This window comes from Pseudoflavonifractor capillosus, from assembly GCF_016899775.1.
Taxonomy (GTDB): domain Bacteria; phylum Bacillota; class Clostridia; order Oscillospirales; family Oscillospiraceae; genus Lawsonibacter.
In genome coordinates this window covers 1-25845 of sequence record NZ_JACJJE010000049.1, presented here as the reverse complement: position 1 = coordinate 25845, position 25845 = coordinate 1, and the positions used below count along the sequence as shown (strand labels likewise).

At 52.9% G+C, this 25845-nt stretch carries 30 protein-coding genes and 3 pseudogenes; 1 reads left to right on the top strand and 32 read right to left on the bottom strand.

Going from position 1 to position 25845, the window contains the following annotated elements; genetic code table 11:
* Positions 1-413: hypothetical protein (locus tag H6B31_RS13180; protein ID WP_204898933.1), on the top strand; the 413-nt coding region annotated here is incomplete at its 5' end.
* Between the two features lie 112 nt (positions 414-525).
* Here H6B31_RS13180 and H6B31_RS13175 read toward each other — a convergent pair.
* The 32 genes and pseudogenes from H6B31_RS13175 to H6B31_RS13020 form a co-directional block, all read right to left on the bottom strand.
* The gene (locus tag H6B31_RS13175) at positions 526-723 is read right to left on the bottom strand and encodes a helix-turn-helix domain-containing protein (protein ID WP_204898932.1); all 198 of its coding nucleotides are present in this window, start codon (positions 721-723) and stop codon (positions 526-528) included.
* Entirely contained in the window at positions 716-1138 is a 423-nt protein-coding gene (locus H6B31_RS13170; protein ID WP_204898931.1) for a sigma-70 RNA polymerase sigma factor region 4 domain-containing protein, read from the bottom strand. Before H6B31_RS13170 ends, H6B31_RS13175 begins: the two co-directional genes overlap by 8 nt.
* 148 nt (positions 1139-1286) lie before the next feature.
* On the bottom strand, positions 1287-1835 hold the full coding sequence (locus H6B31_RS13165) for a DUF4825 domain-containing protein (RefSeq protein ID WP_204898930.1): 549 nt from the start codon (positions 1833-1835) through the stop codon (positions 1287-1289).
* Positions 1822-2487 carry a permease prefix domain 1-containing protein gene (locus H6B31_RS13160; RefSeq protein ID WP_178280085.1) on the bottom strand — a complete coding sequence of 222 codons (666 nt, stop codon included), beginning with the start codon at positions 2485-2487 and terminating at the stop codon, positions 1822-1824. The genes H6B31_RS13165 and H6B31_RS13160 overlap by 14 nt, the downstream gene beginning before the upstream one ends.
* Entirely contained in the window at positions 2484-2831 is a 348-nt protein-coding gene (locus H6B31_RS13155) for a PadR family transcriptional regulator (protein ID WP_087308777.1), read from the bottom strand. Before H6B31_RS13155 ends, H6B31_RS13160 begins: the two co-directional genes overlap by 4 nt.
* Positions 2832-2984: 153 nt before the next feature.
* A pseudogene (locus H6B31_RS13150) lies at positions 2985-3113 on the bottom strand (Maff2 family mobile element protein); the annotation flags it as partial.
* 95 nt (positions 3114-3208) lie between these two features.
* Positions 3209-4105 (bottom strand): annotated as a pseudogene (locus H6B31_RS13145) (VirD4-like conjugal transfer protein, CD1115 family); the annotation flags it as partial.
* A gap of 86 nt (positions 4106-4191) precedes the next feature.
* Positions 4192-4557, bottom strand: a complete 366-nt coding sequence (locus tag H6B31_RS13140; protein ID WP_006574342.1) for a hypothetical protein — start codon at positions 4555-4557, stop codon at positions 4192-4194.
* Positions 4558-4635: 78 nt separating this feature from the next.
* A complete protein-coding gene (locus H6B31_RS13135; RefSeq protein ID WP_430691907.1) occupies positions 4636-4806 on the bottom strand; it encodes a transposon-encoded TnpW family protein in 171 nt (56 codons plus the stop codon).
* A gap of 65 nt (positions 4807-4871) precedes the next feature.
* Entirely contained in the window at positions 4872-5735 is an 864-nt protein-coding gene (locus H6B31_RS13130) for an ATP-binding protein (protein ID WP_204898927.1), read from the bottom strand.
* Entirely contained in the window at positions 5732-6481 is a 750-nt protein-coding gene (locus H6B31_RS13125) for a putative phage replisome organizer (protein WP_204898926.1), read from the bottom strand. The genes H6B31_RS13130 and H6B31_RS13125 overlap by 4 nt, the downstream gene beginning before the upstream one ends.
* A 115-nt stretch (positions 6482-6596) precedes the next feature.
* Positions 6597-6995, bottom strand: a complete 399-nt coding sequence (locus H6B31_RS13120) for a cysteine-rich VLP domain-containing protein (RefSeq protein ID WP_087221679.1) — start codon at positions 6993-6995, stop codon at positions 6597-6599.
* Entirely contained in the window at positions 6976-7152 is a 177-nt protein-coding gene (locus H6B31_RS13115; protein ID WP_164706778.1) for a hypothetical protein, read from the bottom strand. The genes H6B31_RS13120 and H6B31_RS13115 overlap by 20 nt, the downstream gene beginning before the upstream one ends.
* Positions 7153-7250: 98 nt before the next feature.
* A complete protein-coding gene (mobQ, locus tag H6B31_RS13110) occupies positions 7251-8774 on the bottom strand; it encodes a MobQ family relaxase (RefSeq protein ID WP_243419051.1) in 1524 nt (507 codons plus the stop codon).
* Between the two features lie 108 nt (positions 8775-8882).
* A complete protein-coding gene (locus H6B31_RS13105; protein WP_204898925.1) occupies positions 8883-9179 on the bottom strand; it encodes a DUF3847 domain-containing protein in 297 nt (98 codons plus the stop codon).
* Entirely contained in the window at positions 9119-9658 is a 540-nt protein-coding gene (locus H6B31_RS13100) for an RNA polymerase sigma factor (RefSeq protein ID WP_204898924.1), read from the bottom strand. The genes H6B31_RS13105 and H6B31_RS13100 overlap by 61 nt, the downstream gene beginning before the upstream one ends.
* A complete protein-coding gene (locus H6B31_RS13095) occupies positions 9655-10116 on the bottom strand; it encodes an RNA polymerase sigma factor (protein WP_204898923.1) in 462 nt (153 codons plus the stop codon). The genes H6B31_RS13100 and H6B31_RS13095 overlap by 4 nt, the downstream gene beginning before the upstream one ends.
* Before the next feature lie 10 nt (positions 10117-10126).
* Complete coding sequence (locus H6B31_RS13090; protein WP_204898922.1) at positions 10127-10579, bottom strand: RNA polymerase subunit sigma-24; 453 nt, start codon at positions 10577-10579, stop codon at positions 10127-10129.
* 103 nt (positions 10580-10682) lie between these two features.
* Positions 10683-11096 carry an RNA polymerase sigma factor gene (locus H6B31_RS13085; protein WP_204898921.1) on the bottom strand — a complete coding sequence of 138 codons (414 nt, stop codon included), beginning with the start codon at positions 11094-11096 and terminating at the stop codon, positions 10683-10685.
* A gap of 459 nt (positions 11097-11555) precedes the next feature.
* The gene (locus H6B31_RS13080; RefSeq protein ID WP_204898920.1) at positions 11556-13022 is read right to left on the bottom strand and encodes an ABC transporter ATP-binding protein; all 1467 of its coding nucleotides are present in this window, start codon (positions 13020-13022) and stop codon (positions 11556-11558) included.
* Positions 13019-13771: an energy-coupling factor transporter transmembrane component T gene (locus H6B31_RS13075; protein WP_204898919.1), complete on the bottom strand. Its 753-nt coding sequence runs from the start codon at positions 13769-13771 to the stop codon at positions 13019-13021. Before H6B31_RS13075 ends, H6B31_RS13080 begins: the two co-directional genes overlap by 4 nt.
* Entirely contained in the window at positions 13768-14364 is a 597-nt protein-coding gene (locus tag H6B31_RS13070; RefSeq protein ID WP_204898918.1) for an MptD family putative ECF transporter S component, read from the bottom strand. Before H6B31_RS13070 ends, H6B31_RS13075 begins: the two co-directional genes overlap by 4 nt.
* 25 nt (positions 14365-14389) lie before the next feature.
* Entirely contained in the window at positions 14390-16120 is a 1731-nt protein-coding gene (locus H6B31_RS13065) for an ABC transporter ATP-binding protein (RefSeq protein WP_204898917.1), read from the bottom strand.
* The gene (locus H6B31_RS13060) at positions 16117-17928 is read right to left on the bottom strand and encodes an ABC transporter ATP-binding protein (protein ID WP_204898916.1); all 1812 of its coding nucleotides are present in this window, start codon (positions 17926-17928) and stop codon (positions 16117-16119) included. The genes H6B31_RS13065 and H6B31_RS13060 overlap by 4 nt, the downstream gene beginning before the upstream one ends.
* A gap of 122 nt (positions 17929-18050) precedes the next feature.
* Positions 18051-18662, bottom strand: coding sequence for a TetR family transcriptional regulator (locus tag H6B31_RS13055; RefSeq protein ID WP_204898915.1), 612 nt, complete (start codon positions 18660-18662; stop codon positions 18051-18053).
* A gap of 187 nt (positions 18663-18849) precedes the next feature.
* The gene (locus tag H6B31_RS13050) at positions 18850-19203 is read right to left on the bottom strand and encodes a TnpV protein (protein ID WP_204898914.1); all 354 of its coding nucleotides are present in this window, start codon (positions 19201-19203) and stop codon (positions 18850-18852) included.
* A 26-nt stretch (positions 19204-19229) separates the two neighbouring features.
* Positions 19230-21110, bottom strand: a complete 1881-nt coding sequence (locus tag H6B31_RS13045) for a recombinase family protein (protein WP_204898913.1) — start codon at positions 21108-21110, stop codon at positions 19230-19232.
* 92 nt (positions 21111-21202) lie between these two features.
* A pseudogene (locus tag H6B31_RS13040) lies at positions 21203-22156 on the bottom strand (type IV secretory system conjugative DNA transfer family protein); the annotation flags it as partial.
* On the bottom strand, positions 22143-22649 hold the full coding sequence (locus H6B31_RS13035; RefSeq protein ID WP_204898912.1) for a PcfB family protein: 507 nt from the start codon (positions 22647-22649) through the stop codon (positions 22143-22145). The gene H6B31_RS13035 and the pseudogene H6B31_RS13040, both read right to left, overlap by 14 nt.
* A gap of 27 nt (positions 22650-22676) precedes the next feature.
* Positions 22677-23390: an antirestriction protein ArdA gene (locus H6B31_RS13030; RefSeq protein WP_204898911.1), complete on the bottom strand. Its 714-nt coding sequence runs from the start codon at positions 23388-23390 to the stop codon at positions 22677-22679.
* Positions 23390-23731 carry a DUF7768 domain-containing protein gene (locus H6B31_RS13025; protein ID WP_050618702.1) on the bottom strand — a complete coding sequence of 114 codons (342 nt, stop codon included), beginning with the start codon at positions 23729-23731 and terminating at the stop codon, positions 23390-23392. The genes H6B31_RS13030 and H6B31_RS13025 overlap by 1 nt, the downstream gene beginning before the upstream one ends.
* Positions 23732-24026: 295 nt before the next feature.
* The gene (locus H6B31_RS13020; RefSeq protein WP_204898910.1) at positions 24027-25550 is read right to left on the bottom strand and encodes a ParB/RepB/Spo0J family partition protein; all 1524 of its coding nucleotides are present in this window, start codon (positions 25548-25550) and stop codon (positions 24027-24029) included.
* Between the last annotated feature and the right edge of the window lie 295 nt (positions 25551-25845).

Genomic DNA, 25845 nt, shown 5'->3' with positions numbered 1-25845 from the left:
GCGAGGGGCAAAACCGCAGAATTGCGGATTTTGGCACCGTGGTAGAAACTTGCTCTGTAACTGCCGCAGACTGCCCCAGTCTGGTTTTTTCGTACATAGAACGGACAGAACAGGACTTGCGGCCCGCTGTGGGCGGTCTTTTTTCCTTTCCGCTAAAGATACATTTCAAAAGCCGCCAGCTACCCGCTGGATGGAAATTTTCTCAAAATTTCTTTTGCTTCTGTAATGCGGGCAACAGGATTTTGGCAACCGGCGGGGCAGAGAATTTTTCCTTTCACTCCCCACACCATCGCGTTTTGAAATTCGCCAAACGAAACGGGAAATTTTCTCTTTGCTTCTTACTACGGGCAAAAATCAAAAATGCCAAACGCCGGAGCAGAAAAATTACCCTCTCACTTACTACTACAATCTGACCAGGGCAAAATGGCCGGGAGCGGAGCCGGGCAACAAAAAAGCAGCAAATCTTTTTCAGACTTACTGCTTTCGCTGGCCGCCGATGGACGGCTGGATATTCAGTTTTAAGGCTTATCGGTCAAAGCGAAACTTGAACAGCGCGGCAATTAGCTTCTGCTTCACATATTCCTCAACCTCGGCGTTGACTTGCCCGTGTACTTTGGAACAGTAGCGGATATATCCGGCGTAATGGGAAAGAACGGTGTCGATTGCGTCCGGGTTGCCCTCATGGGCTTTGACGATTGTTTCATAGGGGAGAAGTTTACTCATGGCGTTTTCCCTCCATAAGCTGCCGCAGCAGCTTCAAGGCAAGCTGGATATGCCGCCCCGCTGTGCTGCGCGTCCGGCCGATATGTACGCCGATCACCCGCTGCGGCTGGCGCAGGAAGTAGTAACGGAAAATTTCTTCCTGTGCCTGCTCCGGCAAAAGGGCAAGGGCGGCGGCAAGTTCCGCATGGTACAGAACGGCGGTCTGGCCGCAGGCGGTAAAAAGATATTCTTCAAGCTGTTCTGGCTCGACAAGCTGGACAAACTTCTCATTCATCAGATAGTCAAGGGAAACTTCCCGTTCCCACCTCCGGCGCAGCTTCAAAATTATATCTATGGCGGCGTGACGAATGACAACCTTGCAAAAGGAGTTAAAGGTGTACTGGATATGCACTTTGTAGGCTTCATTTTCGGTCATGGAAATTCCCCCTCTCTGATAATAGTGCGGGGCGGCAGCACTCCTTGCTGTCGCCCCTTGATTGCCTGTCTGCAAAGGCGGGCGGGGCTGTCAACGGCGGCGCATATGCGCCGTTCATCTTGACCGTTGACTGGCTCGGCTGGCTTTGCTATTTATAAAATTGTTCAACAAAATCCGTATCCTTTAGTTTGTCTTGTACATCGTTGCTCCACTTCTCCTGTTCAAGCAGATTTGACAAGGGAGCGCCGAATATATCTTCAATTTGCGTTCGTTCAAAGGAATAGCTATCACCGGAAAAGTTATAGGTTATTCCCGACAAATTATCAATCGCCGCCATAGCCGCAACGGTATTATAGATTAAATCTCTTTGTACCTTATCCTCTCCGATGTTCCAAACAGTATCAAGATAGTTCACTGTTAAAGTACAGTCATCAGAATTGATTTCAAACTGCCTTGGAATATTGTTTAATGGTAAATTTCCAAATAAGTCTCTAACATTGTTCGCGTCCCCCAAATATGCAGTTTTATAATCTTCAATCGCAGAAATGTCATGTGTTAAAGCGTCCGTCTGATTTTGGGCGTAAGCTTCTTGTCTTGCTTGATTGGCGGGAATAATCCAAAACTGGATTACGCAGAACAAAACAACTGCAACAGCGAGAAGTCCGATAATAATTTTACTTTTCTTATTCATCTTCATGCCCCTTTCTGCATTTCAGCAGTATTTTTGAAAAACTGCTGATTGTAATAGGAATGATAATGGTCAATAGCGGCAGATAAAACCGTACTGCAATATTTGCCATTTGATATGGGCCTGTAATATTCAGAGGTCTGCCAAACCAAATATCACTTCCAAATGTCAACGCTGCCATCGTTCCGACAGCTACAAGAAAAAATACACTCCAAATAGTCCATGCGACTTTTCTTCTGTGTTCACTCGCTGAAAGCGATAGAAAAGCAATGACTTTTTCTTTTTTATCTTTGCTCAGAATGTAAGCGCAGCCAGAAATGATAACACATAAAAGCCCGATATAACTGGTTAGCGCATAATGGGTAAAGAGAAGCGGCAAGGAAAAAATCCAAAAAATAATACAGTTGAGCAATAGTGTTTGCATACATTCCAAATGATATTTGCCAACATCGGTAAGCTGATTTCCGTCTATCAGATAATCAATCGCTGACAAACTTTCCTTTGCTTTCTCGGTTGCCTTTTCTGCACTCAATCCCTGTGCAATCAAATCGTCCCGCTTTGCAATCATATTGCTCAATATTTCTTCCTTTAGGTCTTTTACCTCCGGCGTTAAACGCTGGTGCCGGAATAAGCCGTCAACATATTTTTGTAAATCTATCATTCGTCCTTACCTCCTTGCAGAAGCATAGTAATAATTTTTTTTGCATGCAGCCATTCCGAAAGTGCTTTTTCATAGGCGGCGTTACCGCTGTCCGTAATATGATAATACTTTCGCCGCCCGCCTTGCGATTGGTCGCCCCAATAGCTAACAATATGGCCTTGTTTCTCAAGACGCTTTAGGCTTGTATATAAAGACGGCTCTTTCAATTCATATTCATTGTTGCTGTTCATGGATACAGCTTTCATAATCTCGTAGCCGTAATTGTCGCCATCTCTTAATATTTTAAGAATTATGGTATCTATATGCCCACGGATTAAATCGCTGTTGATGTTCTGCTCCGGCATTTGCTTCACCTCCATGCACATTATATCCGACATTACTATGTGTGTCAATGTACTATTTCACAAATTGCTTATGTAATCTTGTTTCTATCCCTGCGTTATACGAAATAGTAGGGCGGTTGTCTGTAATATTATAGTGCTACTTTACCGTACATGAGCATTGGAGCCCGGATTGTCGGAACCGTACCCCTCCAGCAGATTGACAACGCCCCACACGCCCAGGCCAGCGCCCAGCGCAACAACGAGAGTCTGCAAAGTCGTGATAGCAGAAGCGAAAAATTCCATATATCCTCCATTTCTCCGGGATTGTCCCGGCCATGAAAAAAGCCGCCCGTTTGGGCGGCAAGTTGCGACCTCTGGACACTTTGTCCAGAAGTGATTTATACATAGGCATCCGGATCGTCCACGTCGTCGTAGTTGAGGATGTCCTCGTCCTCGCTTACGGGCCCCGCTTCGGATACGTCTACCTCGTACACCTCACAAGCCTCGTTAAGCCCAGGCCGCCTGCGGCGGTTGATGAGCTTATCCAGGTCAAAGGCGTTCTTCTTTTTATCGGCCTCAGCCGTGTACTTGTAATTGGGGTGCTGTTTCAAATCGTATTTGGACGAAAAGAACGGGGGCAGGCCCCGGAGCTGCAAAATGCACTTGTCGCCCGGCATGGTAGCCAGCTCGCTGGGTGTCATCAGTTCCCGGCCCAGCCGCTGGGTGTTTTGGTTGTAGCTTTCCGACTGCCCACGGGAGCGGCCCTCGGTCTGCATGGAGATGGTGGCCTTTCCCAGCCAGTTTTCCGATATTTCCTTGATGGTGGAGCTCTCCCGGCCACCCAGGAAGATCACGCTGTCCATGTTTCCCAGGATCGTTTCCGCGTTGTCTTTGTAAATGGCTTTGCACTGCGCGTACTGCTGGTAGAACAGGCACAGACTCACCTCGCGGGAACGAATAACGGCGACAAGTTTCTCCAGCGAGGGCACCTGCCCCGTGTTCGCCGCCTCGTCCCACAGCACCCGCACATGATGGGGCAGGCGGCCCCCGTGAACATTGTCTGCCCGTTCACACAGAAGATTGAACATCTGCGAAAAGGCCAGGGCCACAATGAAGTTATAAGTCGGGGTTGTGTCGGAAATTGTGAAGAAAACCGCCGTTTTCCGATCCCCGATGCGGTCAAGCTCCAGTTCGTCATAGCTCATGATCTCCCGGAGCTGGGGGATGTCAAAGGGGGCCAGCCGAGAACCGCAGGAAATAAGGATTGATTTTGCGGTCTTGCCCGAAACGAGTTGTCAAGGACTTTTTAATCAAATTCACGAAAAAGCCACAAAAAAAGTGCCAGAAGCAGATTTTAGCTCCTGACACTTTTGCGGATGGGTTATTTTCTCCTGCTTAACAGTTCGTCGCAAAGGTACGCATATTCCGGCAGTTGGTCGATATAGGGTTTCCAGCGCCGCTTAATCTCGGCCAGTTCCAGCGGATCGGCGTCCTCGAAGTCATGGTCGTTTCCGGTCATTCCAAAAACATCCAGTGCTATATCATTCAAGCACTCATAACAAAGGCCAGTAGCGGACTCTATCCAGTTGCCGGTATCAATATAGACCGGGTCGATAGATATTGCCAGCCACACATAGCCGACCTTGTCCGACCAAACCAAATCATAAGCGGTCATCTGCTGGATATGTTTCTCAAACACTTTGCGGACGCGCTCAATCTCATTTTTCTCTTTTTCTGTGTATAGCATTTTTGTGTCCTCCTTGACTAAAAGTTTTGGCGTGTACCATCATCAGTTTAACACAAGGCGGCTGGCTTTATCAGCCGGTCACATCTGCTGTATCTCGTTTTTAAGCATACGCTTGATTTTGTCGCTCATGGTTTCAGTGCTGGTCTGGCTGAAATGGACGCGCACCTTGTAGGTGGTCTTGCCGATTTTCTTTACCAGCGCGGGGGCGTCCTCCGGCGCTCTGGTAGGGATGGTGTCTGCGGTCTGCATGGTACGGGTTTCTTCGCTCATGGCGCTCCTTTCTCCGGGCGGGGCTGCGCCGTCCGGCAAAACAATCAGTCGCTCTTACGGTTCACAATGTCTTTTGCCGCCTGCTTAGTGGCCCCGGCGTTTTCCTCCCGGAAATTTTTCCCGGCAAAGAGGATCGGGGCGCACCGTTCCAGAATACGGTCATAGATACGGGCGTGGGCCAAGTCAGGCGGGTTTTTGAGTTCAGCCAGCTTCAGATTGGTGGTGATAATCATGGGCCTGCGGCTGCGGTAGCGGCTGTCAATGACGAAAAACATCTGCTCCATCGCATACTCGGTGCTGCGCTCCACACCCAGATCGTCAATGATAAGCAGGTCGTACTCGTCAAAGCTGGCGATAAAGTCGGCCCTGTCCTCGGAGAACATCCCGGTCAGGCGGTTCAGGATGGTAGGAAAGTTCGTCATCAGCACCGGCACATCCCGGTCAAGCAGGGCGTTGGCGATACAACCTGCGAAAAAGGACTTGCCGGTTCCCACATCCCCGAACAGCAGCAGGCCGGTGTTGTTTTTGTATGCCTCCTTCCAGTTCTCTACATAGGCGCGGGCCTTGTCCATCAGGGGATTTTGGCCGTTGTCGTTGGCAAAGGTGTAGTCGTACAGATAGCGGTCTTGCAGGCCCTGGGCCTTTCGGCGCTTGATGCGCTCCATGCGGCGCTGCCGTTCCTCGGCGGCCTTGCGCTGTTCCTCGGCCTCCCGCTGGCACTGGCAGATACAGCGAGGCATGAAGTAGCCCGGTTTCCCAAAGCATGGCACAACGGTCTGCCTCTGGCCGCCGCACCTCTTACAGTGAATGAGGCCGTCTGCCGGGTCTATGTACTCGTCCCCGGCCAGTTCCACACCGGCGGCTGCCTTGTCGATCAGCGCCCGGATTTCTGCGGTAATCTCCATCATACGGTTTCATCCTCCTTTACGCTGTAATCCCGGTTGCGGGTGGGCGGGGCTGCTTTCTTCGCGTCCTCACCGGCCCAGCGCCGGATGGTGGCGGCGTGGCTCTGATACCGCTTGCCGGTAGAGGCCATGTACTCGGACAGCTTTTCGATGTATTGGCCCCATACGGTGGGAAAGCTGGCCTGCAAGTCCGCCAGTTCCTCGTCCGTCAGGAAAACATTCTGGTAACGGCCATAGGCGCGGGCGGTGCGCCCCGATTCGGAACGTCCCTTCTCTATCTCTCTCTTTATCTCTATCTCTTTCTCTAACTCTATCTCTATCTCTGGTGGACGAATGTCGGACAAATGTCCGCCGTTTGTCCGGGGCGCGGAAAGAGCCTTGTTTTGGAGCCTTGCCGCCCGCTTTCGCTCGGCCTCGGTGGAGGACTGGCCGATCAGCAGTTCGATATTGCTCATGTAGAAGGTGCCGCTGTCCAGCACTTCCACAAGGCCCAGCTTCAGGAAGATTTGCAAGGCCCTCTCCACAGTGCCGATCTGCTGGCGGGTGATGGTGGCGATCATCTGCGCCGTATAGGGGATATTATCGTCAAGTTGAAGCCGCCCGCCATGTTTCAGGGATTTCAGATACAGCTTGAGCAGGATGTTGGAGTACAGAACACCGTCCTGCATACTTTCCAGCAGCACGATGGAGTCATCGTCAAAATAGTTCTCTTTGAGTTTCAGGTAGTAATATTTTCGGTTGTCTGACATAGGATTTCCTCCTTGGGGTTTGTTTCAGGGGTCTGTACGCCTTTAGAGGGCCGTTTTGAGGGCCAGAGGATAAATCTATCAGGCCCCCAGCGACACCCTCGAAAAAAGCCTTGATTTACAAGGGGTTTTCAGCCCCTAAAGCGTGACATTTCGCCCTTTGTTTCCGCTTGCGCTGGGCCGCCTTGATACGCTTCATGCGTCCAGCACATTCCGGGCAGTATTTGGCCCGGTTGGAGCCGGGGGTGAACAGCGCCCCGCAGACGGCGCAACGCTTGGCGTCCAGGCGGTGGAACAGGGCCGTTTCCAGTTCTCTGTCCAGCGGCAGCACTGCCGCCCGGAACCACCGGCACAGCAGGGAGTAGGAAATGGACTGGACGCAGACACATTCCTCCCCATCGTCCAGCGCGATACAGTTACCGCCGTCATAGTTGCAGCACTCATGTACCAGCCGCCGCGCTCTGCGGTACTGGCGGTAGTCCATGACGGGGATGGGTTCAGGCTTGCTTTTCTTCATGCTGGCACTTCCTGCACCCGCCGCAGTTACCGCATCCCTGGCAGGCATGGGCCTCCGGCTCCGGGCCGGTGGGCGCGTCTGCCGGTTCCGGCTGCAAGAGGGCAAGGGGCAGGCGGATATTCAGGTGGACAGTGACGGGTAAAATAATCTGCTTCATAAGGCAATCTCCTTCCATGAGTGAATGTTGACAGTTCTGTGCAAAGGTGTGTCGTGAAACGCGACGCACCGCAAGGGGTCGGCAAAACACCGTACCCTTTACCGCTCCGGCCCCCGGTCGCGGGGCTTGTCCCGTTCCTGGCGGGCCAGTTGGTCGGCGGCCTTGCGGAGCCGTTCCACGGCTTTCAGTTCCTCCCGCATGGCCTTCATGTCGATGCTGTCCACCTGCTTCTGGGCGGTCAGCAGGTCGATCTCGCGCCGCCATTCCTTCGGGGAAAGTTCCTCTCCGCTGGCTTTCAGTTCCTTCAGATACCGGTCTGCCGCGTCATAGAGGATCAGCTCCCGGCTGTGGCGCTGCTCGAACAGCTCCCGCTTTTCCGGCTTCATCCTGGCAAGCTGTTTATGAATGGCCTTGTACTCGTTGTACTGCGCCCACATCTCCCCGCGCTCGGTGAGGACAGCGATCCGGCGCTCGGCCTTGACGATCTCTCGCCGCAGGTCATAGTAGCGGGTGTTCATACCGGCAATTTTTTCATGGAGCTGCTGCATGGATTGGATGCCGTTGGCGTTCAGAAAATTGAACAGGGCGGCGCTCTCCTGCAATGCCCGGATTTTTCCGGTACGGGTGTCAGGCCGCTTGAGCTGCTGCTGGGCCTCCCACAAGTCCATCATGCTGGGCTGCTGGCCCTCCGGCTTCTCCGCCTCGGCCTTCGACCAGTTGTAGAGACGGGTAATGCGGGCCTTGATTTCTTTCAGCAGCTTGTTGTCGGCGGCGATCTGCCGGTTGACTTCTCCCTTGTCGGTGCGGATGCCGCGCTTCTCCATCTGGCTGGCTGCTGGCCCCAGGTGGACAGAGGGGATTTTATCAATGCCCCGGCGCTTGTAGCTGCGGTGGTCTACCAATGCAGGCTGACCGGCGGCCTCCAATGCCCGGTTGGTATAGGCCGCCCATGCCGCCCGCCAAATCTCCACATTCCCTTTGTCGTTCCAGTCGGTGGTATCCTCCCGGTGGTTCTTCCAACCGCCTTTCCCGTCTGGGATGCGCTGGCCGTTCTCGTCCAGGTCGTATGCCTTGCGACACTTCGCGCCCCATGCACCGTTTTCTTTTAAGGGCCGGACGGTCAGCATGATATGGACATGGGGGTTGCCGGTTCCCTTGTCATGGATGGCGAAGTCGGCGCACATTCCTTTGTCCACAAAGTTGTCCTTCACATAGGCCCGGACAAGGGCAAGCTGCTGTTCCCTGGACAGTTCACGGGGCAGGGCCGCCTCAATCTCACGGGCAAGCTGGCTGTCCCTGGCTTTCTCGATCTGCTCCACACTGTTCCAGAGGGTGGAGCGGTCTGCAAACTCCGGCGGGGCGTGGGCGGGCAGCATGATTTCCGCATGGACAACGCCGCCCTTCCGGGTGTAATCATGGGTCAGGCCGTCCCATTCATTCGTCAGCTTGGTTCCGCTGCGGTAGGCGGCTGCGGCAACAGCGGAACGGCCCTCGCTGCGCTTGATGATACTGACGGGGATATGGCAAAAATCTATGGGGATCGCCTCCTTTCGGTGAGGGATATTCAGGCCGCAGGGGACGGGACAGCCGCTTGCGGATGTTCCGTGGCCTGTGGCGCACAAGGGGTTTGGGGAGTGTAGCTCCCCATCGCGGACGAAGTACGCAACAGCCCCCGGCAGGGCGCACGACACCGGCAACGGTGCATAAGTGCGCCCTTGTAAACAAGGGACTTACGGCTTGTCCCCGGATTTCGGCAGTTTTGCGGCCAGTTCTGCCGCCCCCGGAAGATGGGACAGGGCAATCAGGAACGCCTTGACCTCTACGCCGGGAAGGTCTACGCTCATAGGAAATACTCCCTCCAAAATGGCCCCGCGCTCAATCAGGCGGCGAGTGCGGGCCTTGCGTTCCTCGTTGCGCTGCTTGTTCTCCAAAATCTTCTGGCGGTTCTCAAGCTGCCGGATCTCTTTCAGGACTTCTTCGCGCTCGTCCTTTTTCGGTTTCGCTTGGGTGGTGCTGTCTTTGTGCATATCGCTTTCTCCTTTGGCGGCTCCATCCAGCCGCGCTTGATATAATATTTCTGCAACTTGATAATGGCGTTGCGTACCGTGACAATGGCCGCCGATGTGGTAAAGCCCTCGGCCCTGGCAATCTCCTTGAAGGGCTTTCCCTCCCAAAACCGGGCGTACAGGCAGCTCGCCTGCCGGGGCGTCAGGGTGGCAAGGGCCTCCCGGAGCCGTTCCATCATCAGGGCGCGTGCGGCCTCCTGTTCCCGTTCCGTTTCCTTCTCCATCAGAATATCCTCCGGGGAAACGGCCTGCTCCGGGAAATGGTTTTCCATGCCGGGGGATGCGTCCAGAGAGTAACAGTGATAGTGCTGTTTGGCGTCATTGGCGTCCTCTGCGCGGCTTTCCTCTACAATGGCGTCTGCCACCTCGTCCGGCACTTCCACAAAAATGTCCTTCTTGCAAATCGGGTAGTAGTATTTTTTCAGGTTGATAGTTTTCATAGGCCGCTTGTCCATTTCCGGCGCATGAAGTACCGGCGCAGCCGCCGGAGCGCCGCATGGATGGACTTCCCCGCTTGGGATGGAGTGATACCCTCCATCGCGGCAATGTCCTTCACTTTCATCCCCAGCATATACCGGGCATAGACGCGGCGGGCCTGCGTTGGGGGCAAAGAAGAAATGGCCTCATAGAGCCGCCGGATCAGCTCGGCGTGTTCGGCCTGTTCCTCTTTCTGCACGATGTAGTCCTCCGGCGATGGCTGCGCCCAGCCGATGGCAGCTTTTTCAATCCCATCGTCACAGTCAAGGGAGTAGTGGGCCTTGTAGCGGTACATCTTGCGCTCCCTGGCGGCCTCGGCCCGCTTGTCCAGCAGGAACGCTTCAACGATTTCATCCGACACCTCCACAAAGGTGTCCTCGGTGCAGAACGGGTAATATTGCTTGAGGTTAATGGTCTGCATAGGCCCGCCCTCATTCTGACGGGAAAAGGCCGTCATAGCAGCGGCGCATATTCCGCAGACCCCGCCGGATGGCAATACTGACCTTGCTGCTGTGTACGCCCTCCATCCGGGCAATTTTCGGCTGGTTGATACCGGCAATGTAGTAGGCCCGGACACGGCGGGCCTGGGTGGGGGTGGCATGGGCCAGGGCTTCCGGCAAGGCGGCAATCAGCCGCAGGCGGGCGGCCCGTTCCTCGCGCTCCAAAAGGATTTCCTCCGGCGATCTGCCGTGTTCCAGCGCGTAGTTCTCCGCCCAGCTATATGCGTCTAAAGAATACCAGGCGCGGTGGTAGACCTTCCGGCGCTCATAGTTGTTCATCTCGCGCTGGGCCTGCCGCATGGCCTCCCAAACCTCATCGCTGACCTCCACAAACTCGTCGTGCCGGTAGTGGGGATAAATCCACCGCAGATTGATTGTTTTCATAGGCTTACCTCCTGAAAATGGGAGAGGCGGGCAGCTTGTCCGCTGTCCGCCTCCCGCTGGGATAAGGGAAACAATCCCTTTCACTTGGTAGCCCGAAAACAGGTCATTCGTTAAGCCTGTTTTCAAAGAATTTTATAAATTTTTTTCTGACTGCCTCCACACTTTGATACACGGCCACTTTGGAGCAGCCGCACACCGTCCCGATCTCTGCAAGGGTCAGCCCGTCCAGGGCATAGAGCAGGAACCGGCGGCGCTGGGCCTCGGTGCAGGTGTCCAGGACGGCCATCAGCTCGCCCAGCGTTTCCTTGCGGCACAGGTAATCCTCCGGCGTTTCACCGTAGATACCCACGCCCTCGGTGGCAACTATGTATTCGTCAAACTCCCGGCCATCCCAGTGCCGCCGCTGCTCATGGGACAGGTTCTCGGCTTTGTGGTCGGCCCGGTCAAGAAATTCATAGACTTCCAGCGTGACCTCCACGGCCACAGCTTGTCCGTTGTAATGGATGGTAACTTCCATCTGCCTTTCCTCCGTTCAGATTTTTTGCGGGAAAATCTGAACGGGGCGGCGGGGAACGGCACCGGGGACAGGGTTCGGGCCATGTTGGCCCGATGTTCCGGCCCCACAGGTATGAAAAAACGCCCGGACAGCAGAAAGCTATTCGAGCGCAAAAAACACGGTATTCAGTTACAATGTGACAATTTTCGCACTGGCTGCCATACGGGGCCGGTTCGGTGGCCGGGCTTTTTTTGACGATAGTGCAAAGTTCGTCTGAATTTGTCGGCGGTCAGTGTGCTTCATGGCGGCTCCCTCCTAAAGCCGCCGTGTCAGCGTGTAGGCGTCACTCCTTTGTCGAGGGCATAAGGAACGGCGGCCTTGATGTACTCAAAACCGCCGCAGTCCTTGAAAATCCATTATGGGCGCACGAAGCTACCTGCCCTGCAACGGTTTTTTCTTTCCCCGTTTAGCGGGGCAGGCTTAACAGTTTGAATTTATTGAATAAAATGCTCTCAGTTTTTGTAAACCGGCACAATCTAAAAGATAGTCATTTTTCAGTGTGCCATTCTCAATCTCTATTACTTCATCACAGGCAGACAAGATAAATTCGTAGTCATGCGTGATAACAAAAATATAAATATCCGGGCTTTTCAGTTGCTCCAGCAATCCCACTGTCTGCATCATATGGCTAAAATCAAGCCCGCTGGTGGGTTCATCGAATACAAGGATGGTTTTACCGCAAAATACAGCCGCCCCAATCGCCACACGCTGTTTCTGGCCCCCGGATAGGGTCATGGGGTGGCGTTCTTTCAACGTGGCTATATCCATTTGAAGAAGCACTTGCTTTAAGCGTTCTTCGGACGGCTCCCTGACACCGAGAACGATTTCTTCCTCTACGCTGTCGGTAAATAGTTGATGGTTTACCTCCTGCATAACCATATAACTGGCAGCCAGTCTTTTCTTCGGTGGGGCGGCAGTTTCATCCATATAGACGCAGCCTTTTTGATTTTTCAAAATCCCACACAGTACGGAAACAAAGGTGGATTTTCCCGCACCGTTCTTCCCAATGATGGCAATGATCCGTCCCGCATAGAAAGAAGCGCGGCTGATATGTAATGCCTCTTGTTTTCGATAGGAAAACTGGATATTCTGCAAAGAAAGCGTATGGGGTGAGGACAAAGCACCGTTATGTGGCATTGTAAAATCAGCCAAACGGACAGGACGGATACCTGTTTCCATACGCTTCTGTACGGAGAAGTCCGCCAATTCCCGCATGGAATATTCCCGGACGATTTTTCCCTGTTCCATGTATATTGCCCGATCTACCAAATGCTCCAAATACCATGTGCGGTGTTCTGCCAGCAGGATTGTTTTACCCTGCTTTTTCAGCAGTTTCAAAATACCTTGCAGCTCCCGGATGGCAAAGCAGTCCAGATTGGATGATGGTTCATCCAGCACATAAACATCCGGGTTCAGTGCATAGATACTGGCAAAAGCGATTTTCTGTTTTTCACCACCGGACAATTCAAAAATATTTCGGTCAAGCAATTCTTCGATATGCAGATCAGCCGCAGCCTGCATGACACGTTCCCGTATCTGTTCCGGGGGCCATCCATGATTTTCACAGCCAAAGGCAATTTCGCTGGTCGTATTGACGGTATAAAACTGTGTCCTTGGATTTTGGAACACGGTTCCCACGACTTTTGATATTTCATACATAGAGCAGTTTACCGGGTCAAAACCTTTTACCCGTATTTGCCCGTCAAGCGTCCCATCGTAGAAATCAGGGATCATGCCATTCAGCAGGCGGGTCATGGTCGTTTTTCCGCAGCCGCTTTTTCCGCAGAGCAGAACACATTCCCCCTCACGGATTGAAAGGCTGACATGGGAAAGGCTGGGGGCCTCGGCCTGATTATAAGTAAAGGAAACATCTTTTATCTCGATCATAGGCTGTACCCCCTTATATTCAATACACAGATTACAACCAGCGCAAAAGTAACTACCAGCAGAAAGGCAATATCGTACCAGCGAAAACGTATCTGCGTCATGCAGGTATGGGTTCCCGGATTGTCCAGACCACGGCAGAGCGCAGCAGCAGCCAGTTCATCACTGATATTCAATGCAGAGATAAACAACGGGACAAGGATATGGACAATCGTTTCCGATGGTCTTGTCACTATGTTTTTGAAGCTAAACTCTATTCCCCTCATTTTCATGGCTGTTTTGATGGCGCTCCATTCCTCGCTGATCGTTGGGAAACAACGAAAAATCACGGATGTTGTGACAATGGCGCTTTGAGGAATTTTGCACTTCCACATGGCAGCTACAAATGCGCTGACCTCCGTTGTGGCAACCAGCCATTTTGCCAGCATGAAAGCGGGCAGCACTTTTCGGACAACAACCACAATAAAATGCACGAAAGAAACAAAGGAATTGGCAAGATAAGGCTGGATCAACTGCTGTGTCAGAACGAAAAGCAGGAATATCCCGGCACATTTCAAAGCAGTTTTGTTCTGGCCCCCAACCAATAGGATGAGGGCGCAGAACAGAAACACACTGGCTTCATAAGCAAGAGAACGTCCCAAAAACAGCAGAATATCCAGCTCTATCAGCAAAAGTATTTTTGTCCTTGGGTCAAAGGATAGTCCCTTGGCCTGACTTTTTGGTTGATAGATGGAATATGCCGAATTGCTCATAACACGCCAGCTTTGGTTAAATGCTTGTTCAGGACTTTCTTTGTGAACAGTGATCCTAACAGGGAGCAAAGTGCTGTGGCAATCATCATGACCGGCAGTACCCACCACGGCGTCAAAGCCCGGAGCGTATCACAAAATTCTTGGCTCATACCCCGTTCAAAGGTGTCTTGGAAGAAATAGTCACGCATAACCCAAATCGGGATAAATCCGCCAAACAGGTTCCACGAAAAGACCATGTGGCTGATCGTATTCCATTTGAAACTCTTATAGCTGCCTTGTTTCGCAATCAGAGCAGCAACGATACCGGCCGGAATGGAAACAACCGGCGCAATGGGAATATGGCCGCTGGCAATCAGAAGCAGGCTGGGCAGAAACGCAGCTATAAATATCGGCACCCAGCTTGGGGATTTTGTCAGCATCATGTGGTATGTAGGCGCTGCAAAAAAGGCGACCACTTCCGGCATAATGAGGAACAGGACAGCCACCGGCATACAAATGGCACCGATGATGAAGTAAGTGACAAGGTACAGGGCAATAAACACGCCTGCCGCAATCGCACCTCTGGACGATTTTTTCTTTCTTTGGTTTTCCATCTGGAAAGTCCTCCTTTTATTGGTTTTAATTTATTTTCCAACCCTCGGTGGAAGTCTGCAAATTCCACAGTTTTGCATACAGTCCATTTTGGGTAAGAAGCTGTTCATGGGTTCCTTGCTCAACGATCCGGCCCTGATCCAGTACAAGGATGGTATCTGCGCCAACCACCGTTTTCAGGCGGTGGGCAATTACAACAACGGTTCGGCCCTGAACAAGACGGCTGATCGCCTGCTGGATTTCCGCCTCATTTTCGGGATCAAGGGATGAAGTCGCCTCGTCAAGCAGGACGACAGGAGCATTTTTCAGGATAGCCCTTGCAATGGATATTCTCTGTTTTTCACCGCCAGAAAGAGTTGAACCACCCTCACCGATCATTGTGTCAAAGCCATCCGGCATCTGCATAATGAAGTCATAGCAGTTGGCAAGGCGGGCGGCATTTTCGATTTCTTCTTGTGTGGCATCCTCTTTGCCGTAGCGGATATTATTGGCAACGGTGTCTTGGAACAAATACACGTCCTGAAAGACCATAGAAATATTTTTCATCAGCTTTTCAGGTTCCATATCCTTTTCATCGGCACCACCGAACAGCACTTTGCCGGATGTCGGATCATAAAAACGGGCAATCAGCCGCAGCATGGTACTTTTGCCGGAGCCGGACGGCCCTACAACAGCGGTCATGGTTCCCGGTTCCAATCGTGCGCTGACATCGTGCAAAACTTCTTTTTCTCCATACCCAAAACTCACATGGTCAAAACGGATTTCATGCTCACTCGGAGCGTCACCGCTGCCTGCCATTTCCGGCTCGTCTAATAAAGTACAAATCCGTTCCCCGGACATACCGCACATCATCAGTTCGGAATAATTCATAATGGCAACAGCCAGCGGGTCAAACACACGGGTTCCAACCAGCAGGAATAAAGCAAAATCCGGCACAGTCAGAGTTCCGCCAGTTACAAGGAATACACCTACCACCGTCATAAGGGATAAGCCGCTGCGAAGAAACGCTGCCGCAACCAAATTCAGGGGGCCAATACCTCCCTCCACTTTAATGCAGGCATCCCGGTAGTCTGTGCAAGCCTTTTTCAGTTTTTCAAAGTTATCCCCCTGCATATTGTAGGATTTGATAATGCGCATCCCATACAGATATTCTTGCAGCTTTCCGGCCTGATTGACCCTTGCCTGTGAAAGCTGTGTGTCCAACCGGCGCTCCAATCCCCGCATCCCAAACATAATAAGCAGCGCAATCGGAAAGCCTGCAAACATAGCAAGGCCCATACGCCAGTCCGCAATCAGAAGAACGACAGAAGCAATGACCGCCATAATCGCGCCACTGATGATCTGGGGCAAAATGTGGGTCATAGCCGACTCGGTTCGGGAAAAGTCATTCATCATGGTATTTCCGATTTCGCCGGAATTTCTGCTCATAAGAAAGCCCAGCGGCAGCCTGCGGATGTGTTCCGCCAGCTTGATCCGCCCATCTGCGGACGCCATAAAGCCGTCCCGATAGGTCAATTTGCAGGCAATATTCTCAAAAATCCATGTGACAACAAAGCAGACAAGCATGACACCCCATGCCACCCATAGGGCTGTTCGGTTCAATGTCCCGCTGACAAAATACTCATAAATCTGGCTGACGATATATGCCAGACACAAGAACGGCAGTAAGTTGGACAAATTTGCAAGTGCGTTCCAAAACACCGGCTTTATTAGCCTTTTGGGTTCATTGCAGGTAATCGCGTTCAATAACTGTTTCATTCTGTCACGGCCTCCTTTCCAGCGCGGATCGTCCATGTAGCCGAATTAACACCAGCATCCCACATGGCTGCATATAGCCCATGCTTTTTCAGCAATTCATCATGGGTACCGTGTTCCTTAATCTGCCCGCCGTCCACAACTAAAATCTGGTTGGCATTGCAGATAGTTGTCAGCCTGTGGGCAATCATAATGACCGTTTTATTCTTTATCAGGGATTGCAAAGCAATCTGCATTTCATGCTCGTTCTCGGCGTCCGCATAGGCGCTCGCCTCGTCCAAAATCAAAATTGGGGCATTTTTCAGGATTGCCCTTGCAATAGAAACACGCTGCTGCTCTCCACCGGACAGATATACGCCGCCGTCACCGATTTTTGTCTGGTAGCCATTAGGAAGTGCCATGATAAAATCGTGGCATTGTGCTGCTTTTGCGGCTTGTTCCACCTGCTCTTTCGTGGCTCCCGGTTTCCCTAAAGCGATATTGTTAAAAATCGTGTCAGAGAACAAAAAGCTCTCCTGAAAGACAAACGACATCTGCTCCATCAGGTCGTGAATGGACATATCCTGAATATTCACACCGCCAATTTCAATGCTGCCCTCTGTCACATCCCAAAAGCGGGGGATCAACTCTGCAATGGTAGATTTTCCGGCCCCGGACGGCCCTACCAATGCGGTGATTTCTCCCTGTTTTGCAGCGAAAGAAACATGATTAAGGATTTTCCGGCCCTCTGCCTCATAGGAAAAGGAAACATGATGGAAAGAAATATCATAGCCAGCCGGGGCCTTACTCTGTGCCGGTTCCGGCAGCGGCTTTTCGTTCAGCACTTCATCCACACGTTTGACGCCCTCTGTAATGACATTCATGCTTTCGGAAAAACTGCGCAGCTTCAATGTGGGTGTGGCAGCTCCGGGGCCTAAAATCAGGAAAAACAGGAATGTCACAATAAATGCCACATCGCCGGGGTCTTTCAAAAACAAGAGCAGCCCGACAGGGACGATAAAGGTTGCAACAGACAGCACAAACATCCGAAAGAGGACATAGCCGGGCCGGATCACCTCGGTCATTTTTGTTGTGAAGTCCCGATAGCTGATAATATCCTCATAGAACTTCCGAAAGGATTTCACTGTTTGCCCGAAGATTTTGATAGAGGGCATCCCTTGGACGTACTGGATGGAAGAAGAACTGATTTTTTCCAGTGCGTCAAAGTTTTCTTTCAGCCCGCCGCTTTTCAAAATTTTAATCATCACTGCAAACTGGCAGACAAAGCCAACCACAATTGGGATCAGGCAGGCCAGCGCCAGCCAGACATTTTGCGAAAACATGATAATAAACATCGCAAGCAGCATAACAACAGTGCTTACAAAATCCGGCAGTTGATGGGCCAGAAAGGTTTCAATTTGTTCTACATCCGCATCCAAAACCTGCTTTGTTTTCCCAATGGAATTGTTCGTAACATAACCCATTGGCAGTTTTCCGATATGCTCCGCCACTTTCAAACGGACACCACAGATGACACGATAGGCAAAAGTGTGGGCCATCATGCCACCGGCATAAGCCAGCACATATCCCACAATCAGACCAGCCAGACCATACAGCGCCCAGCGGATCATAAAATCTGTGTGGAGTGCCACTCCTGTGGCTGTATGGCGTAACAGCTCCGCCATCACCTGATAGATGGACAGGAACGGAACCAGTTGGCACAGTGTTCCGAGTATGGAGAGAAGAACACTGGCTGCAAAAGGGGTATTCTTTTCGCCGGAGATTTCCAGCAGCCGGGGAATACCCTGCTTCGGCTTTTCATTCTGCTTCATCATTCAAACCTCGCTTTCTTTTTTACAGACCGAATTCGTTCTGTACCCCTAAAACGCCACAACGGAAATGCCCCTTGCGGAACATTCCCGTTGTGTTTGTCATATATGAATTTGTTTTAAGGTCAATAAAATAGTTGGTCGGTGATTTTCAATATGCTTTCTAAATCAAAGGAACCACCGCTGCCGGTAAATTTGTTGTTGTAGATCATCCCCCATGCGCCGTATAACACAAATGTTGCAAATCCCTCCACATTTTCCTCTGTGATATGGAAACGGTTGTTCAGCCGGTTTTCCCGTATACCCTGCAAAATGAATTTAGAATATGGGATAACCATTCGGCCCAGCATATGTACCAGATCATAGAGTTTATAGGATGTATCAGAAATGGAAGTGTCCGCCTGCGGCGCAAAACGTTCCATATAGCCCTGTATATCTTCCTCAACCATGCTGCGGAAGATGGGGAGCTTTTCATCAAAGGAAACTGTTTCATCCTCAATGATCTTACATTTCCGTTCCAATCGCTGGGTAATGTATTGTTCCATAGCAGCAATATAAATATCCTGCTTGGATTTGAAATAGTAATAGAACATTCCCGGCGCTCCATCCACCACGTTCAGAATATCCCGGACGGAAACCGCTTCATACCCTTTTTCAGCGAAAAGAGCCGATGCAACGTCTATCAGTTCCTGCCGTCTGACCTCCGGCTTTTTACTGTTCTTTTTCAGGCCATACACCTCCTATTCATTATTAGTTAGAGCAAGCTAACCTATACTCCAAATAGAAGCCCGTCCTCACAGAACGAGCGTCTATCTAAAATATACTCTTGTCAGATAGCGTTGTCAAGAGGGTGTTTCATATTCGGTTGCCTATGGCTAACCGGAACCAAAGCAGGCAGACGAGGAAAACGCCTGTCCGTTACCACTATCCAATAATCAGTTCATCTATGATGATTTCCTCCGCCTGCGCTTTCAGCGTGTTCATCAGCCCCACCCAGCGCATGGGGTCACGGGCTTTCAGTTCCTCGGTGACGCCCGCCGCCTCCATCATGCGGGGCAGCATGGCATCCATTCGTTCACGCGCCGCCCGGTCAATCTCCAACAGGTGCGGGTACAGCTTTTCGCTCAAAATCATGCTGCTGTAAAGGCCGGGCCGGTGTTCCTTCAGGTAGCGTTGCCGCATACGGCCATACTTGCCGATGGGAGCTTCCGGCTGCTCGGAAAGTTTCAGGTCGGGGATGTAGTAATCTCCGCAGCGGGTGTAAGTCAATTCGTTCATGTTCGTCCTCCTTTGCACTGTGATGATTAAACTGCGGCGCTGGCCGGTAAGGTGGCCTTATGCGGCTCCTGTCTGGGTAACTGGCTGACGGTGGTAAAAATGCCCTTCTCCATATCCTCGGCCCGGATCGCGGCCTTTGCCGCCTCCACCTGGGCCTTGCGTTTGGCGTTGTAGCGTTCTTCCCATTCCTTCTGCTTGCCGTTTGCCTTGCGGCGCAAGTAGTTCTGGTGAAGCCTGTCCTTGCGTTCCTCCTTCTTCCGCAGTTCTTCCTGTTCCTCCGGGGTCAGGGGAACCGGCTGCAAGGCGGGCGGGATATACCGGCCCACAAAGTTGAAGTAGATTTCAACCTCCTGCGTGGTGTCCTGGCTGCCTTTCCGGGCGCGTTCATGGACAAGGATTTTCTCTACAAACTCGTTGAGCATGGTGTTTGTCAGCGTGTCGAAGTTCTCGTACTTATCAATCAGGGCAATAAACTTTTCCGCAGATTTCCGGCTCTGCTCATAGCCGGTAACGGTCTTTTCCAGTTCCGCGATTTCCGCATTGAGGGTGTCCTGCTCTTTGGCGTACTGTGCGTCCAGGGCCTCATACCGGGCGTCCGGCAGCTTACCCAGGGCGTTGTCCTCATAGATTTTGCAGATCAGCTTTTCCAGTTCCCCGGCCCGCTTTTGGGCGGCGGCCAGCCGTTTCCGCTTCTTGGATATATCGGCGGTCTGCTGGGCAGCCTGCGTTTCCTGGACGGTGCGGATAAACTCAGCCCTGTCATTCTTGGAATACTCCGCGATGGCCCGGAGCATATCGGTTATCAGGGTCAGGACGGCCTCGGCCCGGATGCGGTGCTGTGTGCCGCAGAGCGTCCCGCATGGGACTTTGGTGTATTGGCTGCAAGTAAACTGCGGGTCGCGTTTTCCGTTGTAAGTGCGGTGAACATACATCTTGCCGCCGCAGTCGGCGCAGTACATCAGGCCGGTCAGGGGGTGGGCCTCGCCCCAGCCGTCCGGGTAACGCCTGACATTCGCCCGGATGCGCTGCACATTGTCAAAGGTTTCCTGGTCGATGATGGCCTCATGGGTATTCTCGAAAATCGTCCATTCGCTTTCGTCAACATAGTGGCTTTTCTTGTCCTTGAAGTGCTTGCGGGTCTTGAAATTGATGGTGTGGCCCAGGTATTCCCGCTTTTTCAGGATGTTCACAATGGTGGATGATCCCCAGCCGTAGGGGTCTTTGACCGGCTTCGTCCTGTTTACGCCCTCGTGGAAGCGGGCCAGATGGACAGCGGGGATTTCAACCTTTGCTTCGGACAGCAGCTTGGAGATTTGATAGGGGCCGTAGCCCTCCATCGTCAGGGAAAAGATGCGGCGTACCACTTCGGCGGCTTCTTCGTCCACAAGCCAGTGTTCCCGTTTTTCGTCCCACAGATAGCCGTAAATGACAGTGCCGGTCAGGTGCTTGCCGCTCATACCCTTGGACTTGAACACGGAGCGGATTTTCCGGCTGGTGTCGCGGGCGTAAAACTCGTTCATGATGTTGCGGAACGGGGTAAAATCATCATCGCCTTTCAGACTGTCTACACCGTCATTGATGGCGATCAGCCGGACGCCGCGCTGCCGCAAAATCTCCATGACCTGGCCGACTTTCAGATAGTCACGCCCCAGGCGGCTCATGTCTTTGATAACAATGGCCTCCACCCGCCCGGCCTCGACTTCCTCCATCATCGCCAGAAAGCCGGGGCGGTCAAAACGGGTTCCCGATACACCGTCATCGGTGAAGTGAGTAGGGTTCGGCAGCCCGTTCCGGCGGGCAAACTCCTCTAACATCTGCTTTTGATGGCTTATGGAGTTGCTCTCGCCCTGTAATTCATCATCGCGGCTCAAACGCTCATACAGTGGGGTGATTTTCTCGTTTCTCATGGCTGTACCTCCTGAAATGAAAATGCTCTAAGTGGCTGCTTCACTAACCATGACAAAAAACCATGATTAAGAAGTCACTTAGAGCATACATCTCCGCTGGCCAGTTTGTATTTTTTGTACTGTTTCACGGCAAAGCAATCCGGCTTGCGCTTTTCCAGGCCCTTGAACATATAGTCCACCGCGTTCATATAGGACTCGTCATCCTCTTTCACGTCCATGCCGGAAATCATGTCCACCAGGGTATTGATGTTCCGATCCTCAGCAGGAGCCTCAAAGATGATATAGGCAATCAACGCACAATAAAGGAGCGTTTCTGCCTTTGTCCAAAACGGATCGCCCTCCTTGCCCTCGCCCTTTGTGTTTGCTATGAGGGTGTCCACGAATTTTAGGATGTCCGCCTCATTGTGGATGTAGGACAGCGGATTGTAGTGCATGGATTTTGAAAAATCTATGCTGTTGAACACTTTTACCTTATATCCCCGGCGTTGCAGGAAAGCACCCACCTGGGAGAGCACCCCGCCTTTTGGATCGACGCACACATAGGAGCTGTGCGCCTGGAGTAGCTGGGGCGTGAGCCAGAAGCGGGTTTTGCCCGACCCGGATGAGCCGATGATGCAGGCGTTGAGGTTGCGGGCGTTGGCCGGATTTTTGGGCCGGGTGTTCATGGTGAGAAACTCCGTCTTTGTCAAAATGACGTTGTTCTCAAACTTCGGATCGACAAAGGGCTTGATGTCTTTTTCCGTCCCCCAGCGGGCCGATCCGTATTCTTCATCCCGCCTAAATTTCTTTGCGTTCTTGCTTTTCATATAGATCAGCAGACGGAAGCCCACCGCGCCCACAATGCCGATGAGCCAGTCAAGGGGATGGAGCCCCGGCGCAAAGTCGGCAAAGGCCGGGCCGATGCTCTGGCCCAGGCCCATCAGCTTGTGAGCAAAGTCCGCTCCGGGAGCCAGGCGGTAGGCCGTCCCCAGCTTTAGGCAGGCCCACAGGATAAACAGGTACGGGATGTTGGGTATCACATATTTCTTAATACTATCTGTCCTCATGCACCGCCTCCCTTGCACGTTCTTTCTTGTGGGACGGCTGGCGGGCCAGTTCAGCTGCGGCCCGTTTGAGCTGTTCCCGGATCGGGACGCGCCGGGACTTGGAACGCTTCATCACGCGCCGGGAGTATTCCGAAAAACAAGCGGTGATGGCATCGGCCTGCCCGCTTTTGAAAAACAGCAGGTACTTGTCCGGCCCGGCCTTATAAAAGGCATAGTCTACATTCCATTTCCGGGCCACCCGGTCAAAGTCCTTTGGGGACTCCACCTCGATGCTGTTCGTGGCGGCCCCGTGGCCCATGAGCTGGCGCACCGTCTGTTTTCCGTGGGGTGTCTGGCGGGCCCGGTACGCTTTCTTGATCTTCCGGCCCACCGCCAGACACGCCTGGGCCAGCACCCGGCCCGTGAGCTTCGTCGCCTTGATGGAAACTGCTATGGTACGTCTGGAAACGTCCTCGTCAATCAGCCGTATCCCTCCTTTCCGTGAAAAAAGCACCTCTGGACAAAGTGTCCAGAAGTGCCGCTATCGCTCCTCATGCTCCTTTTTGGCAATCTTCCGATAGCCCTCCAGAGAGGAGCTGTCAATAATTTCTTTGTAAGCCGCCATCTGTTCCCGCACCGAGAGCTGCGGGAACGCGAAAACCTTGTGCTCGGCGGGAATGTCCTCGATCCCGTGGTAGTGCTCGATAAATTTGCCGCCGTTGTTCAGCACATAGCCGCCGGGGGCAAAGTGGCCGTCCTCTTCAAGTCGAATGTCCCGCCCGTATGCCTCATAGTCAAAATAATTCAGCAGGTGCTCCGGCACGTCAATGGCCTCCATGTCCTCCACATAGATGCGGCCCAGGGTTTCATCGTCCTCGACACCAGGATAAAACTCGTAGCAATCCAGGTTTTGCGCCAAATTGATGAGATCGGCCACGCTGGACGTATGTTCGCCGCTATCAATGACGGCCTCAAATTTCTCCAGTTCGCCCTGATCCAGCTCGGAGAGCAGGCAGGCCAGATGATTGAGCTCGTCCAGGTTTTCATATTCCGTGAGATAGTCGTAGAGCCCCAGCACATCACCGTCAAAGCTGGTTATGAAAAATTCCTCATAACGTACCCCGTCCACACCAATTCGCTTCAAAAGGGCCTGTACTTCTTCGGTAGTTGTGGGGAATTTCAGCGTTTCGCCAACCAGCTCACCCTCGTTGTACTTTCCCAGGTTGGTGATGTAGGCTTCAAACAGGGACGCCATCAGCACCGCCCCTGGCCCTTGACGGTCAGGATGCCCTCAAGGGTAGTCGCGGTGATCCCCAGGCGCTGGGCCACGGCAATATCATTTTTCATGGCCTCGGTCACGGAATGGCCGCATACCACCAGCACACGGGAGCGCCGGAGCAGATCGCGGCCCATGTCGATGCCGTTCTTGTGCTCCTCCGGCACCGCGTCATTGAGGAACAGCGGCAGATAGAGCATGGGGCAGATGGGGGAATAGCCCGCATCGTAGACCACACGGCAGTAATGCGCCGCCTGCTCCATATCCACCGCAGGATCACCGCGCCACGCAGCGGTAATATAAGCAAGGGATCGTTTCATCTTCAACACCTCCGATATTTATAATAGGTAGTTCGACCCTATCCCCCCGCCCTTTCCCTATCCAGGGAAAGGGGGCGGCTCTGGAGGATATATGCCCCCGCCGCGCCGCTGGAAGTAGCACAGCCGGGGCAGACCGTCAAGGGCAGGCCGCCGCAAGCGGCGGTGCGTTGCACCCTTGACGGCCCACTCCCGGCTGTGCAGGAATATAGGCGGCGACGGGGGATATATCACCACAGAGCCCATCCCAAGCGCGGGGCGTTTACCTCTGGACAAAGTGTCCAGAAGCGGGGCCCGGTTACTTCTCCAAGTCCTTTTTCTTGTCCGGCTTTGCCAGTTCGGGCGGCTGTTTCTCTTTCCACTCGTCCAGCAGGGCCATGATCTGCTCCTTCATTTTGGCAGGAGTGACCTCCTTACCGAAATACTTAGACAGTTCAGCAGTCGAAATAATCACACCGCGATCCTCCTTTTTCTCTTCACTCAAAATACCGTCAATCACATCGCCGTTGAGCTTGCCCTCCTTGTCCAGCTCGTGGAGCCGCTTTGCCTGGGCCACCGAGGGGGAGGAAACCTCACCATCAATGGAAACGGCAATCAGCCGCTGGTTTTCCGGCCTGATATACGAGATCTCCACCGCAGGCATAAAGCCCATCTGCTTTGTGTCCACCTTGTCCAGAAGCTCTGGCACCAGGGAATTAAGGCGGATATACCGCATGACCTTTTTATAGTTCATGTCGTGTTCCTTACCCACGATCTCCACCGAGAGCTTACCCAGGGCCTCGGCCTCTTTCTCCGTTTTCGGGCGGGCCCCCTGGCGTTTGATGGCCTCCACCTCCAAATCCAGGAGCTTTGCCAGCTCGCTGGGGAGGGGATCGCCGCGCTGTTTATTGCTGTTCCGCATTTCCCGGACGGCTTCAAGGTCAGTCATCTCCCGGACAATACAGGGCATTTCCTCCAGTCCAGCCCGCGCACCACCATGATGGCGGCGGTGGCCCGCGATAATCTCATAGCCCTTGCCGTCCTTTTCCGGGCGGACGGTGGCGGGGGTCATAATGCCGTGTTCCTTGATCGTCCCCACCAGATCGTCCATCGCCTTATCGTCCTGCACCTTGTAGGGGTGTTCCCGGAACGTATGGAACGGGTGGAGCTCCGACATCTTCAAATAGACGATTTTCCCCTCTTCCACCGGGCGAGGCGGCACCTCCGGCGTGGGCGGCAGCTTGATCTCCGGCGGCGGGACTGCCGCCTCCTTGACAGGAGCGGCCTTGCCCGGCTTTGCCGTCTTAGCGGATTTAGACGCAGGCGCACCACCGGAACCCGTTTCCTTGCCCTTGTCGGCTTTCTTACCTCTGGACACTTTGTCCCGAACAGAGGGCGGAGCCTCCTCACGGGCCGCCTTGTCAACCTTAGACGGGCGGCCTGTGCGGGGCTCCGCCGCTTTCGACTTTTTCTCCACAGTCGGCCCGGCCTGTTCTTTCGGTGGACGGCCCCGGCGCTTCGGCGGCTTATCCGTCTCCGGCGCTTTCTTATCCGGGGCGGGAGCAGAAGCCTCCTTACCGCCCTTATCAGCGGCCTGGATGTCCGAGAGGTTAATCACCTTGCCGGACGGCGCGGGAGCGTCCTCACCCATATCAGGGAGAACGGTCTGCTGGGTATGTTCCCCAGCGGCAGGCTCAGCATGAACGGGGGCCGTCTGATCCCCACCAGGGACAGCAGGGTCCTCGGTGTGTTCCGGCGCGGGCGGATCGCCCGGCCCGGACGGGGCCGGAGCTTCCGGGGCTTTCTTTTCCTCCGAGCTCACGTTTACTTTTTCATCTGCCATTGGCTAACCTCCTTTTTCGTGAGATGAAAAAAGGCCAGACCTCCCGGCCCGGCCAGCTAAAAAAATTCCCCCTTTCTCTTTGATATGAAGTCAGCACCACTCCTTTCCAAAACCGGGCCATGAAAAAACGCCGCCTTTTCCTTGAAAAAAGCGACGTTTTAGTGTAGGTTGGCTCGGTTTTCGTTGTGTTTTATGATTATGCCTTTGTAAAGAAACCTAAGACAAAGAAAAAGCAAAACCAGTGTACCGTATATGAGCGGAATGGTCAACTGGTACTTGCACTAAATTCAGAAAT

What these genes read in the sequence shown, in the direction of transcription:
- H6B31_RS13175 (WP_204898932.1), bottom strand. Translation starts at nt 723, where the DNA reads ATGAGTAAACTTCTCCCCTATGAAACAATCGTCAAAGCCCATGAGGGC.
- H6B31_RS13170 (WP_204898931.1), bottom strand. Translation starts at nt 1,138, where the DNA reads ATGACCGAAAATGAAGCCTACAAAGTGCATATCCAGTACACCTTTAAC.
- H6B31_RS13165 (WP_204898930.1), bottom strand. Translation starts at nt 1,835, where the DNA reads ATGAAGATGAATAAGAAAAGTAAAATTATTATCGGACTTCTCGCTGTT.
- H6B31_RS13160 (WP_178280085.1), bottom strand. Translation starts at nt 2,487, where the DNA reads ATGATAGATTTACAAAAATATGTTGACGGCTTATTCCGGCACCAGCGT.
- H6B31_RS13155 (WP_087308777.1), bottom strand. Translation starts at nt 2,831, where the DNA reads ATGCCGGAGCAGAACATCAACAGCGATTTAATCCGTGGGCATATAGAT.
- H6B31_RS13140 (WP_006574342.1), bottom strand. Translation starts at nt 4,557, where the DNA reads ATGCTATACACAGAAAAAGAGAAAAATGAGATTGAGCGCGTCCGCAAA.
- H6B31_RS13135 (WP_430691907.1), bottom strand. Translation starts at nt 4,806, where the DNA reads ATGCAGACCGCAGACACCATCCCTACCAGAGCGCCGGAGGACGCCCCC.
- H6B31_RS13130 (WP_204898927.1), bottom strand. Translation starts at nt 5,735, where the DNA reads ATGATGGAGATTACCGCAGAAATCCGGGCGCTGATCGACAAGGCAGCC.
- H6B31_RS13125 (WP_204898926.1), bottom strand. Translation starts at nt 6,481, where the DNA reads ATGTCAGACAACCGAAAATATTACTACCTGAAACTCAAAGAGAACTAT.
- H6B31_RS13120 (WP_087221679.1), bottom strand. Translation starts at nt 6,995, where the DNA reads ATGAAGAAAAGCAAGCCTGAACCCATCCCCGTCATGGACTACCGCCAG.
- H6B31_RS13115 (WP_164706778.1), bottom strand. Translation starts at nt 7,152, where the DNA reads ATGAAGCAGATTATTTTACCCGTCACTGTCCACCTGAATATCCGCCTG.
- H6B31_RS13105 (WP_204898925.1), bottom strand. Translation starts at nt 9,179, where the DNA reads ATGCACAAAGACAGCACCACCCAAGCGAAACCGAAAAAGGACGAGCGC.
- H6B31_RS13100 (WP_204898924.1), bottom strand. Translation starts at nt 9,658, where the DNA reads ATGAAAACTATCAACCTGAAAAAATACTACTACCCGATTTGCAAGAAG.
- H6B31_RS13095 (WP_204898923.1), bottom strand. Translation starts at nt 10,116, where the DNA reads ATGCAGACCATTAACCTCAAGCAATATTACCCGTTCTGCACCGAGGAC.
- H6B31_RS13090 (WP_204898922.1), bottom strand. Translation starts at nt 10,579, where the DNA reads ATGAAAACAATCAATCTGCGGTGGATTTATCCCCACTACCGGCACGAC.
- H6B31_RS13085 (WP_204898921.1), bottom strand. Translation starts at nt 11,096, where the DNA reads ATGGAAGTTACCATCCATTACAACGGACAAGCTGTGGCCGTGGAGGTC.
- H6B31_RS13080 (WP_204898920.1), bottom strand. Translation starts at nt 13,022, where the DNA reads ATGATCGAGATAAAAGATGTTTCCTTTACTTATAATCAGGCCGAGGCC.
- H6B31_RS13075 (WP_204898919.1), bottom strand. Translation starts at nt 13,771, where the DNA reads ATGAGCAATTCGGCATATTCCATCTATCAACCAAAAAGTCAGGCCAAG.
- H6B31_RS13070 (WP_204898918.1), bottom strand. Translation starts at nt 14,364, where the DNA reads ATGGAAAACCAAAGAAAGAAAAAATCGTCCAGAGGTGCGATTGCGGCA.
- H6B31_RS13065 (WP_204898917.1), bottom strand. Translation starts at nt 16,120, where the DNA reads ATGAAACAGTTATTGAACGCGATTACCTGCAATGAACCCAAAAGGCTA.
- H6B31_RS13060 (WP_204898916.1), bottom strand. Translation starts at nt 17,928, where the DNA reads ATGAAGCAGAATGAAAAGCCGAAGCAGGGTATTCCCCGGCTGCTGGAA.
- H6B31_RS13050 (WP_204898914.1), bottom strand. Translation starts at nt 19,203, where the DNA reads ATGAACGAATTGACTTACACCCGCTGCGGAGATTACTACATCCCCGAC.
- H6B31_RS13045 (WP_204898913.1), bottom strand. Translation starts at nt 21,110, where the DNA reads ATGAGAAACGAGAAAATCACCCCACTGTATGAGCGTTTGAGCCGCGAT.
- H6B31_RS13030 (WP_204898911.1), bottom strand. Translation starts at nt 23,390, where the DNA reads ATGGCGTCCCTGTTTGAAGCCTACATCACCAACCTGGGAAAGTACAAC.
- H6B31_RS13025 (WP_050618702.1), bottom strand. Translation starts at nt 23,731, where the DNA reads ATGAAACGATCCCTTGCTTATATTACCGCTGCGTGGCGCGGTGATCCT.
- H6B31_RS13020 (WP_204898910.1), bottom strand. Translation starts at nt 25,550, where the DNA reads ATGGCAGATGAAAAAGTAAACGTGAGCTCGGAGGAAAAGAAAGCCCCG.